The sequence below is a fragment of the Nitrospiraceae bacterium genome, from assembly GCA_019637075.1.
In the GTDB taxonomy this organism is placed as follows: Bacteria; Nitrospirota; Nitrospiria; order Nitrospirales; family Nitrospiraceae; genus JAHBWI01.
Genome location: JAHBWI010000005.1, coordinates 1 through 13,964 on the forward strand (window position 1 = coordinate 1; position 13,964 = coordinate 13,964).

15 protein-coding genes are annotated in these 13,964 nt (G+C 60.1%); 2 read left to right on the top strand and 13 right to left on the bottom strand.

Annotated features, from left to right (window positions below; genetic code table 11):
* The 3 genes from KF814_13715 to KF814_13725 all read right to left on the bottom strand — a co-directional run.
* Positions 1–911, bottom strand: a 911-nt coding sequence (locus tag KF814_13715) for a Gfo/Idh/MocA family oxidoreductase (GenBank protein MBX3237203.1), incomplete at its 3' end; no start/stop codon positions are given.
* A 1-nt stretch (position 912) separates the two neighbouring features.
* Positions 913–1,389: an N-acetyltransferase gene (locus KF814_13720; GenBank protein ID MBX3237204.1), complete on the bottom strand. Its 477-nt coding sequence runs from the start codon at positions 1,387–1,389 to the stop codon at positions 913–915.
* A 217-nt stretch (positions 1,390–1,606) separates the two neighbouring features.
* A complete protein-coding gene (locus KF814_13725) occupies positions 1,607–2,329 on the bottom strand; it encodes a flagellar brake protein (protein ID MBX3237205.1) in 723 nt (240 codons plus the stop codon).
* A 195-nt stretch (positions 2,330–2,524) separates the two neighbouring features.
* Here KF814_13725 and KF814_13730 point away from each other — a divergent pair, with 195 nt between their 5' ends.
* Together KF814_13730 and KF814_13735 are read left to right on the top strand one after the other, a co-directional pair.
* Positions 2,525–3,763: a DUF3391 domain-containing protein gene (locus KF814_13730; protein ID MBX3237206.1), complete on the top strand. Its 1,239-nt coding sequence runs from the start codon at positions 2,525–2,527 to the stop codon at positions 3,761–3,763.
* Between the two features lie 78 nt (positions 3,764–3,841).
* Positions 3,842–6,598 carry a response regulator gene (locus KF814_13735; protein MBX3237207.1) on the top strand — a complete coding sequence of 919 codons (2,757 nt, stop codon included), beginning with the start codon at positions 3,842–3,844 and terminating at the stop codon, positions 6,596–6,598.
* A 64-nt stretch (positions 6,599–6,662) separates the two neighbouring features.
* Here the strand turns inward: KF814_13735 and KF814_13740 are convergent, their stop codons facing one another.
* The 10 genes from KF814_13740 to flgA form a co-directional block, all read right to left on the bottom strand.
* Entirely contained in the window at positions 6,663–7,139 is a 477-nt protein-coding gene (locus KF814_13740; GenBank protein ID MBX3237208.1) for a flagellar assembly protein FliW, read from the bottom strand.
* A gap of 9 nt (positions 7,140–7,148) precedes the next feature.
* Positions 7,149–7,394 (bottom strand): carbon storage regulator CsrA, encoded by a 246-nt coding sequence (gene csrA, locus KF814_13745; GenBank protein MBX3237209.1) that lies wholly within the window; start codon positions 7,392–7,394, stop codon positions 7,149–7,151.
* Between the two features lie 73 nt (positions 7,395–7,467).
* Positions 7,468–8,358, bottom strand: a complete 891-nt coding sequence (gene flgL / locus KF814_13750; GenBank protein ID MBX3237210.1) for a flagellar hook-associated protein FlgL — start codon at positions 8,356–8,358, stop codon at positions 7,468–7,470.
* A gap of 26 nt (positions 8,359–8,384) precedes the next feature.
* Complete coding sequence (gene flgK / locus KF814_13755) at positions 8,385–9,779, bottom strand: flagellar hook-associated protein FlgK (protein MBX3237211.1); 1,395 nt, start codon at positions 9,777–9,779, stop codon at positions 8,385–8,387.
* Between the two features lie 4 nt (positions 9,780–9,783).
* Complete coding sequence (locus tag KF814_13760; protein MBX3237212.1) at positions 9,784–10,230, bottom strand: flagellar protein FlgN; 447 nt, start codon at positions 10,228–10,230, stop codon at positions 9,784–9,786.
* A 75-nt stretch (positions 10,231–10,305) separates the two neighbouring features.
* A complete protein-coding gene (gene flgM / locus KF814_13765; GenBank protein MBX3237213.1) occupies positions 10,306–10,614 on the bottom strand; it encodes a flagellar biosynthesis anti-sigma factor FlgM in 309 nt (102 codons plus the stop codon).
* Between the two features lie 106 nt (positions 10,615–10,720).
* Positions 10,721–11,008, bottom strand: coding sequence for a rod-binding protein (locus KF814_13770; protein MBX3237214.1), 288 nt, complete (start codon positions 11,006–11,008; stop codon positions 10,721–10,723).
* 73 nt (positions 11,009–11,081) lie between these two features.
* Entirely contained in the window at positions 11,082–12,386 is a 1,305-nt protein-coding gene (locus KF814_13775; protein MBX3237215.1) for a flagellar basal body P-ring protein FlgI, read from the bottom strand.
* 52 nt (positions 12,387–12,438) lie between these two features.
* Complete coding sequence (locus tag KF814_13780; GenBank protein MBX3237216.1) at positions 12,439–13,155, bottom strand: flagellar basal body L-ring protein FlgH; 717 nt, start codon at positions 13,153–13,155, stop codon at positions 12,439–12,441.
* Positions 13,142–13,942: a flagellar basal body P-ring formation protein FlgA gene (gene flgA / locus KF814_13785; GenBank protein ID MBX3237217.1), complete on the bottom strand. Its 801-nt coding sequence runs from the start codon at positions 13,940–13,942 to the stop codon at positions 13,142–13,144. The genes KF814_13780 and flgA overlap by 14 nt, the downstream gene beginning before the upstream one ends.
* Between the last annotated feature and the right edge of the window lie 22 nt (positions 13,943–13,964).

The following is a 13,964-nucleotide window of genomic DNA, read 5'->3' on the forward strand; positions in this document are numbered from 1 at the left end:
CGGACGATGCAATCAAGGAAATGACGCGCTTCGGTCTTCAGCGCCTCAGTGTTATCGAGTTGCGGCGCCCACATGTCGCCGGCGCGGTAGCCCACCAGCATCTTGTACACGGCCTCGCTGCCGCCCTTTTGGAGCTCCGTCGTCACGCCCTTGTCGTAGACCTTGACCTTTTCGCTGGGCTCCACATCGTCATAGATGACCATCTTCCGGCTCCCACCGATCAACGTGCGGCGCACCTTGACCGGCGCAAGCCAGTTCACGTGGATGTGGGCGATCAACGATGAGTCGTAGAACAGCGTCAGGTATGCGATGTTTTCCGGCTCTTTCGGAAAATGCCGCATGCCGGTCGCGGAGACAGCCCGGGGGCGCCCCGGCAGAAGGTGTTCCATGATCGAAAGATCGTGTACGGCCAGATCCCAGAGAACATTCACGTCATGCTGAAAGAGGCCGAGATTCACGCGGACTGAGTCATAGTAATAGAGGTCTCCGACGTCACCCTTGTCGATCAAGTCTTTGATCGCCCGAACGCTGCCGGTATAGACGAAAGTGTGATCGACCATGAGTGTCAGACCCCGTCGGTCGGCTTCTTCGGTCAGCCTGACGGCCTGTTCCGTCGTCATGGTCAAGGGCTTCTCCACCAACACATGTTTTCCGGCCTGCAGCGCCTGGAGCGCCAGATCGAAGTGGGTGGACACCGGTGTGGCGATCACCACGGCATCCACCGCCGGCGACTTCAGCAGATCTTGAACCCGGGTCGTGACGGTCACGCCGGGATAGCGGGAGGCGGCCAGACTCAGCCGTTCCATCCGAAGGTCACTGACCGCCAACACCCTGGCATCGGGCATCTCATGAAAATTCCTGACCATGTTGGGGCCCCAGTAACCAAATCCGATCACGCCGATTCCGATCATGTCAGGCACTCCTCTGCTTCAAGGCCTCGAATCGCGCCGGCACCCCCAGTACGGTGGTACGAGGCGGGACGTCATGGGTGACGACCGCGCCGGCTCCGACCAACGCGCCCTCCCCGATCGTAACCCCACACATAATGACTGCTCCGCTGCCGATCGACGCACCCCGCTTGACCAGAATCGGAATGACCGTCCAGTCGGCTTCCGATTGCAGATGTCCGTCGATACTGGCCTTTGGGTAGCGGTCGTTGATAAACACGACTCCATGTCCCACAAACACATCGTCTTGAATCGTGACGCCCTCGCAGATAAAGGTGTGCGAGGAGATCTTGCACCGCTCTCCCACAGACGCATTCTTCTGAATTTCGACGAACGCGCCGATCTTGGTATCTTTTCCGATCCGGCACCCATACAGGTTCACCAGTTCCGGATGGTGGATCACGACGCTGCTGTCGACCATCACGTTCGGGCTGATAGGCATCCTACGACTCCCGCTTCGTTGCCGCTTGCATGACTGGCAAGATACATGCCGGGCGCCATACCGCTCAGGGCGTTGAATTGCCCGGCTCCGGCTGCCTTTCCGCCAATGGCCGGACACGGAGTCGGCAAGTTCTGCCTGGTACCTAGGAAGATTTGGATCGACGGGGCAAGCGAGACAACGAACACGAGGCGAGGGAGCGTGAAGCAGGATCAGGAGATCAACGTACGGAGGACGATGCATCGACCGCTCGGCTAGCCCATTGCTCAAGGGTCTTCTGCACCGACGCCCCCCACCCGCGATATTCAATGGATTCTTTCCCGTCGAATCGGAACTCCACACCAAGCTCGGTCACGTCGCCGACGGGTGCGATATTTCGTACGATGCCCGCCAAGTTACTGATGTGGCCGATGCCCAGAACCTCAAACTCCATGCGAAGACACATCCCAGGAAAGAAATCATGGGCGGCACGCTGGAGCGAGATACAACAGCCCGCCGCGCTGAGGTCTCGTAACAACCCGCCGATCCGGTCCGGCGTCTCGGAGCGGGGTGTCGGAAGTCCGTCACTCACCCGCGTCAAAACCAACGGCTCGTTCGTGGCAATTCGGCAATGTTTGCGAAGGGCTACTTCTTCCCGGTTGGTCGGATAGGTCAGGAGAAGAAAGGGAAACGGGACGTGGTGGGTTGAGAGGACCTCGCTCCGGAACCCCACCATGCGGCCCTGGTACATATATCTAATGACGCACTGAGATCCGGCTGCGCAAGGCACCGGCTGCCCCAATTGAAAGGGCCACTCGCACATCAACCATGCCCCTTCCCTCCATCCGAGCAACGATGACCCGTACTGACTGCGGTTATCGGCCCCTGAAAGGTGCATTTGGAGGGGTAGGCCTACCGCCAAAAACGATCCAGCAGACTGACAGGGAAGACTTGGTTCGCCCATAACGTCCTCTGTTGGCCAAGAATGTGCAGCAACAGGCTCTTATGAGTCGTATCGGCATCTATCTGGAAAACCTTAAGCTCCCCTGTAGGCAACAGACCGGATTTAAGCGGATTCCACCAACAACCGATATCGTTGAGCGACGCGTATCACCTGCTGTCGACGACTGCTACTCACCCTGACGCCTGTATAGGAGCCATGGCCAGCACAAAGCGAATCACCATCGACCAGCTCAAGCCCGGCATGTTCGTCGTGGCGATGGATCAGCCGTGGTACCGAACCCCGTTTCTTTTTCACAAACGCCTGATCGCCGGCCCCGACGACATCGACCAAATGCGTCGGCACGGCATCCATGAAATCACCATCGACATCGAAAAGGGACTCGACCTCGACGCCACGCCTGTGGCGGTAGTCACCCCTTCCTCACCGGCGCCCGTCGCCCCGGCCGAGCAACCACCGCAGACGCATCAAGCTTCACCGACAGCCATGGAAGCCGCCCAAGTTTCGTATCGTGAGGCCACGGCGGCCATGGAACGCATTTTCGCTGAGCTCGAGGCAGGGCATGCGCCGAATATTGAGGCCGTCAAATCCGTCGTGGCGAAGGTCATGGATCAGATCCTCCTCCACCAGGAATCCATGCTGGCTCAGTTTTGCGTGCAGAAGATGCGCCGCTTCGATCGCACGTTGGCCAGTCACGGCTTGGACGTGTGCGTGCTGTCCTTGATCGTCGCGCACGAATATGGGCTCAAAGAGACGGAGCAAGACCAACTCGGCATGGGCGCCATGCTGCATGACGTCGGATACGTGCGCCTGCCGCGCAATCTCTACCGGAAAGCCGGGTTGCTCAGCCCACAAGAGAACTCCTTGATGAAGCAACATCCGCAACTGTCCATCGCCGTCATGGCCGAAGCCGGCGATGTACCGGACCTCACGCGCCAAATCATTTCCCAACACCACGAACATGAGAACGGCAGCGGCTATCCGAACAAGCTCAACGGCGCAGCCGTTTCGCCGCTGGCTCAAATCGTGGGATTGGTCGATACGTACGACGGAATGGTGAGCTTTCGAAACGGCCGCCCGCCGCTCCTGCCCCACGATGCGATTCGACAGCTGTTCGTCCTCGGCGAGAAAGGCCGATTCGACAAAGCCCTGATCGAAGTGGCCATTAAGGCCTTAGGCGTCTATCCGATCGGCAGCCTGATCAAATTAAACACGGGCGAGTCCGCCGTCGTGGTGGGCCTCAACCATGAACACCGGCTCAAGCCGCGCATCCGGATCATCACGGACCAGAAGGGGCAGGCATGCATCGAGCCTATCGACGTGGACCTCTCGACGCAGAACGGCCAGCAACCGCAACGGACCATCCTGCGCGCGCTCGACCCCAAACAAGAGCACGTGAACGTCCCGGCCTACCTTGAAGCGGCAGCGGGACACTGAACCACCGTGAAACATTCAGCATCGCCTCGACGTCGCAAGAACCCGAATCAAGGGCACAGCCCGTTTGATTCGGACTCCATGTCCGGATTGTTGTGGAATGCACTCCCTCTGGGCATCTGCCTGCTGGGAGCAGACCAACGGATCCTCTTTGCCAACCGGGAAGCCGCCAGACTGTTGGCAACGCCGGCCAAAGCCTGCCTCGGTAAAACCCTCGCCGACCTTCTCGGCCTCGAGCTCGTGCCCACGTCGTCGCTTCGATCAGCGGGAATCTGGCGAATCCCCGACCCGCCCCACGCCGATGCCCAACACCCGGCCGCGGCCTCACCGGCCTCCGCCATAGAATGGATGCACCTGCGCTTGTCCGGAGTGCCTGAGGTGTCCGGACTCCTCACCCTGCGGGATGTCTCGCGAGAAGTGGCGCTCGAACAGGACCGCAATCGGCTGACTTCCGTCGCCGAGGAAAGTCCCTATCCCATCGTCGAACTCGACACCGACTGCACCATGCTCTACGTAAACCCTGCGATGGTCGAGGTGCTCTGTCGCTTCGGGTACGACGAACACGGCACACCGGACATCCTCCCGGACAACCTTTCTGAATTGGTGCCGGCATGCCTCCGCGAGGGCCGCCCCATTTCCTCCCAAGTCGTCGTACGCGGGAGCGCCTGCTATGCCTGGACCCTTTGCCCCGTGCCGACGCATCAGCTGGTCAGGGCCTATGCCATCGACCTCAGCGAAGTTCACGCCACCCACAAGGCCTTGAACGACACGGCCGATCACCTGCGAGAGAGCAACCGTCAACTCGACCAAGCGCTGCAACAGGCTCAGGCAGCGACCCGGGTAAAGTCCACCTTCCTGGCCACGGTCAGTCACGAACTGCGCACACCGATGAACGGTGTGATCGGCATGACCAGTCTGCTGCTGGATACACCTCTGTCGGAAGAACAGCGTTCGTTCGTTCAAACGATCCAACAGTGCGGGGAGACGCAGCTGACTCTGATCAACGATGTGTTGGAATGCAGCAAGATCGAGGCAGGCAAACTCGAGTTGGAGCATCTCGACTTTCAACTTCGAACCACGGTGGAAGACGTCCTCTCCCAATTTGCCGAACGGGCCCAGGCCAAGGGGCTCGAAATCACCGGTCTGGTGCATGCCGCGGTGCCGAATGCGCTCCGGGGCGATCCCGCCCGGCTTCGACAGGTGCTGACCAACTTCATGGGCAACGCCATCAAATTCACGGAGCGAGGCGAGGTCACGCTCCAGGCCTTCTTGGAATCTGAGACCCCCGACGGCGTGGTCATCCGATTTGAAGTGACCGACACCGGAATCGGCATCAACGAGGAGAATCAGACCAGGCTCTTCCAGCCCTTCACGCAGGCCGATAGTTCGACGACGCGCAAATACGGCGGCACCGGTCTCGGACTTGCGATCTCAAAGCAGCTGATCGAGCTGATGGGCGGTCAGGTCGGCCTGAAGAGCCGGGTCGGACATGGCACCACGTTTTGGTGCACGGCCAAATTCACCAAGCAACCGGTCTGCCAGCCGGCGATCATCCCCAACGCCGAACTGAGCGCTCGCCGAGTGCTGATCGTCGACGACAACGAATCCAACCGAACGATTCTCCATCATCTGGTGTCCGGTTGGGGTATGAAAGACGACCAGGCCCAGAACGCCGAACAGGCCGTGACGATGGTGCGCGCCGCGGCTGCAGCAGGTACGCCCTACGACGTCGCCGTGTTGGATATGTTGATGCCGGGGAAAGACGGCCTGCAACTGGCACGGGAGCTGAAAGCCCAGCCTGAATCCGCCGGGCTCCGGCTGGTCGTCCTGACGTCGCTCATTCAGCCGGGCCATGCCGAACAGGCCCGGCGTGCCGGCTTCGATGCCTACCTGACGAAACCGGTTCGGCACGACACGCTGCAGAATTGCCTTCGAGCCGTGTTCGGGCTGCAGGCCCCGGCTCCGCCCCCGTCAAAGACCACAGGCCCTCTCCCATCGACGGTGCCGCCCCTCATCACGCGGCATACTCTGGCGGAACAAGTGTCTCGGCCTCGCATCCTCGTCGCCGAAGACAATCTGGTCAATCAAAAATTGGCCGTCCGCATGTTGGAGCGGTTGGGATACCAGGCTGATATCGTCGGAAACGGTGAGGAAGCCTTGGGAGCATTGGAACGAGCGCAGTACAGCGCCATCGTGATGGATTGCCAGATGCCGGTCATGGACGGGTACGAGGCCGCGCGCCGCATTCGTGAGCAGGAGCTGCGATCGGACCAGCAGGCTCAACGCCCGCACATCCCAATCATCGCCTTAACGGCCAACGCCATGCAGGGTGATCGCGAGCGCTGCAAAGCCGCCGGGATGGATGACTACCTGTCGAAACCCGTCAAAACCGATGACCTTGGGCATATCCTCGCGCGTTGGGTGGTATTGAGCCCCGGCACCCCGGCTAAGCCAGGAGCTGCCGCCAGAGCGGTGAAGAGCAGTTACTCGGCGGTCTTCGATGCCACGACCATGTTGGCCAACCTCGGCGGTGACACCGACCTGTTCGAGCAACTCCTTCGTCTTTTCCTCGATCGCCAGTCGATGATGATGGCCGAGATCCGGACCGCAGTGGAACGCGCGGATGCTTCCCTATTGGAACGCGCCGCCCACACCATGAAGGGCACTGCAGCCAACCTCTGCGCGCCCGATGTCGTGCTGGTCGCCAGTCAATTGGAGGCGATCGGCCGACTAGGCTCGCTCACCGATGCCGCCGGACTGTACAGTCAACTCGACCGGCGCGTGCGACAGCTCGTCGACGTGATTCACCGCCACATGGCCATGCCGAAGACGGCCTAGTCCCGCGCAGGATTCTCGCGGACCAAGCAGCGGTCGCCTTCGTCAATTCAGGATTGCAATCAACTCAGCAGGCGGAGGTCTGGAGCGGAACGGTCGGCGCAGCCGGCCGTGCGGATGGGGACTCGAAGAGCGGATAGCGTGTGGGAATGTCGTCGGGGAGAACCAACTGTTTGCACCGGCGGGTTCGATGATTCATGACCAACGGGCCGCGGAGATTGGCAGTCACTCTGGTGGGATCTTCTGACGGGATGGTCAAAATGGTGACGACCGAGACAGCATCGTCTTCTCGTCCGTCCAATTCCCGTATCGCATCCTGCGTCAACTCCACCTGGTAATCCGGCTTGAACAACACCGGATCCAGGACGACGAACGCCAGTTCAGGATTCTCGACACACTGCAACCACTTGATCGGTGCATCGGTATCATGATCGAGCAGGACATATCGGGTCCATTCGGGAAAGCCGAGAATCCCGGCCGGAAAAGTCAGCAACGTCTCGTCCTTGACCTCGAGCGCCCCGAAGCGTGTCGTACTAAACTTCACAAGCGCCTCCTATCTTCCCCGCCGGCCGTTTCGCGTGCCGAGCTGGCGGAACGCATCGAGCGGAATGGCGCCGGTCTCAGCAGCCACCTTATTCTCTTCCTGGATACGAGCGTGGACTTCATCTCGATGCACTTCCACGTTGGAGGGCGCCTCGATGCCGAGACGGACCTGACCTCCCTTGATGCCAAGGACCACGATCCGAACGTTGGGGCCTATCGTGACGCCTTCTCCTCGACGTCTGGTCAACACAAGCATGGTAGCCTTCCTTGGCGAGTGGACAGATCCTTGAATGAGTATCGGTCGCCAAGGAACACGACTTGAGACGAATCTACTTGAGGTAATTCAGCAAGGACTGGTCAAAAATTCTCGAAAACGCCTCGCTGGAGGCCTGGACGGCGACCTCCTGCAACCGCAACTGGGTAATCGCGGTGGCGAGGTCCGCGTCCTGATTATTGGAAATCGACTGCGTAATCGTCAGCGTCGCCGTGTCCAGCGCGTCCTTCGTGACCTGCAGCCGGTTTCCCACCCCTCCGATCGTCCCCTGGGCATCGTTCAACTGCGAGGTCGCCAAATCCAGATTGCCCAACTGCGTCTGGACGCCGGTTCGGTCGTTGCTCTCGAGCGCGGTCAGCAGATCGCGGACCGTATTGAACACATTCGTCGTCGCTCCGCTGAACACCGTGTTCCCGGGAATCAGAATCTGGACCGTTTGATTTTCACTCACGGCAATAGATTGCGTTTCGCTGTTTCCCGCATAGGCCACGGTATCGCCGGTCGTAATCGAATAGGGCCGCACATCGGTCTTGGTCCCCGCAAAAATCGACTGCCCGCCGACCTCGGTGTTGGCAACTTGCATCAGCTGCCGATCGAGCTGGCGTACTTCCTGCGCAATCGACACTCTCCCCTGCGCCGAGGTGGTATCGCTCGCGCCTTGAATCGTCAACTCGCGTATGCGCGCCACCAAATCCTGCGCCTGGGAAACCGCTTTGTCGGCGGCATCGATTCGGGCTTGCCCGAACTCGATGTTCCGAATCCACTGTTGCGTTTGCGATAAGGCCGACTTGTCGAGCACGATCTCGCCGAATGCCATGGGATCATCCGAGGGGCGCTCGACCCGCTTTTGGCTTGAGATCTGCTCTTGACTATCCATGATCTGCGATCTGGTGCGCTGCAGGTTCCCCAGCAACGTGCCGTAGAGTTGTAGATCGGCCACTCTCATGACGACAAGTCTCCTGTCATTTCAGCCTACTGCTTGATCGATAAAATGGTTTGCAGCATTTCATCGCTGGTCGTGATCAGCTTAGAGGCCGCCTGAAATGCCCGCTGGTACTTGAGGAGATTCACGAGTTCCTCATCCAGCGACACCCCCGACACCTCCGCACGATGGGCTTCCAGCTGAGACTGTAGAATCTCCTGGGCGGACAGATTCTGCTGGGCATCTTGCAGGGTCGAGCCGAAACTTCCGGCTGCCGCGCTGTAGTAGTCTTGAAAGGTCGAGTTGCTCAATCCCGCGATGGCCGTGGTCTGGAGCGCCGCAACTGCCAGGGCGTTCACATTGTTTCCGGGAGTCCCGGCGGCGGTTGAAGAGGCCGCAATCTTGAGACGGTCCGTCACCGCCACGCTGATCGTCGCCGCACTCGTACCCGTGGTCGTAAAGAAGGCCTGCGTCGTGGACCCATCAAGCCCGTACCCGGCTTGGTGCTGGGTATTCACCTGGCTCACCAACTGCGCCGCGAGCGTATTCAACGTCGATTGCAGTGATGGAATCGTCGTATCACGGGCATCCAGCAACCCTTTCAACTTCCCGCTCGTGATGACCGATTGCAGCGGAGTGTTCGCGCCGCTGCCCGCGTCGTACATCACATCGACAAGCCCGGCGTTGCCGCTGTTGGCCACGCCCGAAAGATCGTACGTCTTCTGCCCCGCCACCAAGGCCTGCCCGTTGCCGATGAACACGCTGACTTGGCCGGTCGAATCTTCCAGCGAAGAGATGTCGATCGTCTCCGCCAGCTGATTGAGCACTCGGCCGCGCTGGTCCCTCAAGTCGTTGGCCTGCTGTCCCGCGCTCTCCGCCAGCTTAATCTGCGCGTTCAGGTCGGCGATCTGGTCCGCGTAACCGTTGATATCCGTAATGCTTTGCCGGATCTGCCCGTCCAAGGATTCCCGTTGATCCGCCAGCTGATTGGCCGACTGGTTGAATCGGCTCGTCAGCACGCCGGCCTTCGACAGCAGAACCGTTCGGGCCGTCAGATCCGCGGGATTTGTGGAGACGTCCTGCCAGGCCTTGAAAAAATCGTTGAGCGCGGTGCCGACGCCCAAATCATTCGAATCGGAGAACAACGGCTCGACCTGGGTCAGTGCACTTCGGCTTGCGGTGAACTGGCCCAGTCGCTCATGGGAAGTCTGAAGCTGTTGCTCGACAAAGGTATCCACTGAACGCCGGATCTCCTGAGCCTCGACGCCTGTCCCAACTTGGCCCGGATTGGAGTTCTGAGGCTGCGTCTCACTCAGGATTGCTTGTTGTCGTGAGTATCCTGGCGTATTGACGTTGGAAATGTTTTGACCGGTCACGGACAGCGCCTGCTGAAACGTGGCCAGCGCGCTGGTACCGATGCCGAACAGTCCGTTCAATCCCGACATGGCATTATCCTTGAGTTCGAAGCCGTGCGCCGCCGCCCGGAACCATCACGCCGGACGAGGAATACAATGCGGCTGATTCAGGCAGCCGTTGCCACAACCGAAGAGTGCCCTCTAAAAACTCCAGCGATTGGCCGATCAGCGTCGCATTGAACCGGTTCATCCGATCGGTTTCCGCAATTGCAGCCGCCAGCGCCGACTCTTCCTGGCGGACGGCAGCAGAGGGTTCTCCCTGAGGCATCATGGAGGCTCGTCGTTGCCCCTCAAGACCGCGGATCTCGTCAAGAAGCCGCTCTTTCCGCATGGTGACGCTGGAGAATTGTCCGAAGGAGAGGGAACGGATGGCTTGCTGCTCTTCCGTCAGCAACCCTTGGAATTCGGTCATCTTCGCCCGCATGCGGCGAAGCAACGATTCAGGCTGGTTGTGTGACTGGTCTTGTACGGTCGACACCATGTCTCCTCACCCAATGGACGATCCTGTGATGACCTGCATGGGGCGAGGAGAGGGGCGAACCCTTGAACGGCAGAGTTACGAGATGATCGAATCGGTCAAGACATTGCGAATGATTGAATCCGCAACCTTCTTGCCGTCGACCGTATAGGTCCCCGCGTTCACTGCCCCCTGTACCTGCTCCACCCGTGCCTGGCGCTCCGTGTCCGGCTGCTCCGCCATAGCGCGAAGGCGCTGGAGTTCCTTTGCTTGCTCTGAAATCTGCACCCGGTCCTGCGCGCCCCCGTCCTGGGACTCGGTCTTCTTCTTCGACGCGCGCTGGGTGTCCTGCACCCCCAACAGAATCTTCGCCAGATCTGCCGCCCGGCCGTTGTTGGAGATCTCCATATCTGCTATCCCTCCCCGATTCCGAAAAGGAGCCCCGAAGAGCCTTTCCTCAGGTCGACTCCTTTATCGGTGAAACCTTTCGGGAACTTTAGCAGATTCGTCGCTCTTACCGTACCCTTTCCGTATAGGCATCGATGACCTGGGTAATTCCGATTCCCCCGGCCTGGGTGGCCAAGCGGGCGATTTCCTGATCGTAGAACGAGTACCAGACCTCTTCGCCCTTCCGGTCCAGCATCCCCTTAGGAACGGTTTCCCTCATAGTTTTCATAAGATAGGAGATAAAATACGACTCAAACTCTTGCCCGGCCTTATGCAACTCTTCCGGGGACCGTCCCTTGATCTGGTCTACCTGAGAGAGCTCCGCCGGTAGCCGAGAGGCTGGGGAGACGTTCATCTTCGCGAGGTCAACCTGCCCAGAAACAAGACTATTGATATCCATAACTTAGAGTATTTCCCTAATGTATACGCTAGACTATTTCAAGGTTGGCCTGGAGGGCACCGGCGGCCCGTAAGGCCGATAGGATCGCGACTAAGTCTCGCGGGGTCACCCCGACTGCATTGAGGGCTCGCACCACTTCGCCCAGGGTCACGGTCTGATCGACTACGATCAGTCGAGATTCCTGCTCCTTCACCTCAGTCTGCACATCGGGAGTTACGGTCGTCTGCCCTTGGGTCGAACCGACGACGGGAGCCGGAGGCTGCGAGACATTGAGGGTGTTTTTCACCGAGATGGTGAGATTGCCGTGGGAGATCGCGCAGGTCGACAGGCGGACGTGTTCCCCGAGGACCACCGTGCCGGTTCGCTCATTGACCACCACCTTGGCAGCCACATCCACCGACACATCCAACCCTTCCATCGTGGCAATGTATTCCACGACACGACCGCGGAACGTGGCAGGCAAGGTCGCCTTCACCATCCCGGCGTTCACCGGAACCGCCGATCCCTTCCCAAAAGTCCCGTCGATCGCTTCAGCCGTTCGAATCGCCGTCGTGAAGTCCGGATGCCGCAAGAGGACGGACACGGACTCCCACGTGTCGATGTCCACGACCACTTCCCGTTCGACGATGGCGCCGGCCGGCACCACGCCTGCGGCCTGATGGTTCTTCGTCACGGTCGCGCCGCCTGCTCCACCGGTTCCCCCGAGGAAACCGCCGATGGAGACCGGCCCCTGAGCCACGGCGAATACCTGCTGATTCGGCGCCTTCAGGGGTGTCATCAACAATGTCCCGCCCTGCAAGCTTTTCGCGTTCGCCATCGACGACACGATCGCATCGAGCGTCATGCCTGGCTTCACGAACGGCGGCAGCTTGGCCGTCACCATCACGGAGGCGATATTGCGGGTCAGTAACTGGATCGGGTCGATCACGAGGTTGATGCCCATCTTGTTCAACATGGACATCATGGCTTGAATCGTAAACTGACCACCGATGACCTGGTCACCGGTGCGGTCCAATCCGACCACCAATCCATAACCGATCAGTTGGTTCTCGCGCACCCCTTCAATGGTGGCGACATCCTTGACGCGCACGGCCTCGGCCATCGAACTCCCCGCCAGCCAGAACACCAATCCAGCCAACATCCCGACCAGCGCGCGCCGAAGGGCAAACCTACCGGCCGCCTGCGTCTTGACCGGCTCCGGTTTGGCGGCCGCCGCCGGATTCCAGGATCGCGGCAGCAGGGCCGGATCAACGTCCGCTGTTCGCACAACGCCGCTCGACATCATCAGCCGTAGAGATTGCATGATCAGCAGGCGTTCCTTGGTTCGTCGCATCGTCAAGACCGCTCCTCAGTTCGAATCGTTGCAGGCGTTCCTATCACAGCGCTTAGAACGGATAGATCCAATCCAGAATTCGCACGAACCATCCGGGCCGTTGCACGTCGTCCACCACGCCCAGGCCGGAGTACTCGATCTTGGCATCGGCAATGGCCGTCGACTGCACCGTGTTCTTCGTGTTCACGTCCACCCTCCGGACGATGCCGGCGATGGTCATGATCTGACGTTCGGAGTTGACGGTCACTTCCCGTCGTCCTTCGACCCGGAGATCTCCGTTCGGGAGGACCTCGGTCACAATGGCCGAGATCGTACCGGTCAAGGTATCTTCGCGGTTGGTCGCACCTTTGCCGCCGAATTTATTCTTGGCACTGGCATCGACACCCAGCCCTCTCGTCGCTTCGGCGCCCAGTCGTATGCCCGGAATGCCGAGATATCCCAGTCCGCTCCCTGACAAGCTGTTCGTAATCGTGGAATCCTTTTCCGCGCTGGTATCGGCACTCTTGGACCCCTTGTGCTTTTCCACGATGACGATCGTGATGATGTCCCCCACCCGCATGGCCCGCAAATCTTCATAGAGATAGGCGCGCCCGTTTTCTTCCTGCCAGAGCGACCCCGTCGTTTTGGGCGGCGGCAGTTTGGCCGTCTCGACCCGCTGCTGTTTGCTGCTGGGTGAGGCCGAGCAGCCCCCGAGCGTCTCCAGCGAGGAGAGTGCCACCACACCGATCAAGACGACATGCGCGGAACGGGACAGTCTAGAAGTCAACACGAACAACCCCCGGGGCTACGATCTTGGCGCGCAATTCTTTGCCTGAATCCGCGTTGGACACGGTAATCGTCTGGCCGAGTTCGCCGTGGGACTTCGTCACGCCGACCGTCTGTATCGCCAGCCCCCCCTGGCGGGCTTCGATCGTGACTCGATCGCCCTTATGCACGGCAAAGGGCTTTCGCACAGCCGTCAATCGGATGGGGCTCTGGGGGGCCAGCGGCCGCATCGCCGCTTTTCCCACCACATCGGACGGATCGGTCGCGACCGGCTGTTTGAGGTCGAATACGATCATGCGATCCGTCGTCACGTCTTCGGCTTCGATCTGCTCATCCGCCTTGATAAGCCGAACGGGCACCACCACCTCGAGTATCGCAGCCACGTCCGCCGTCGCCTCGAGGGTCCGCACCAACCGTCCGTTCACCGCAAGATGTACCAGGAACATCCGTCGCCCCAAGGTCTCCTCTGCCCCACCCCCGCTCACCTTAATATCGAGCGTGCCCAACGGCATGACGACCGGCTCCTGCGGATCGCCCAAGACGACTTGAGAATCCACGGCCCGACCGATCAGCTCCTTTCGCATATACGTCTGGATCGCGCTCCGAATCTGCTCCGGATAGACGAGGCGTCCTCCTCGCGTGCGTACGGCGCTTCCACCAACCCGTGGCATTGCATCGTGGACCGGCATGATGGACGATCGTTGTGCACGCTTGTCCGCGTCGCCGGCGAGCAACGTCCCGGCCTGCGCCAGCAGCATGACGGCGACAAGTATGATGGTGACTGGTTTCACAGCGCCTCCCTTCAGGCCGTTC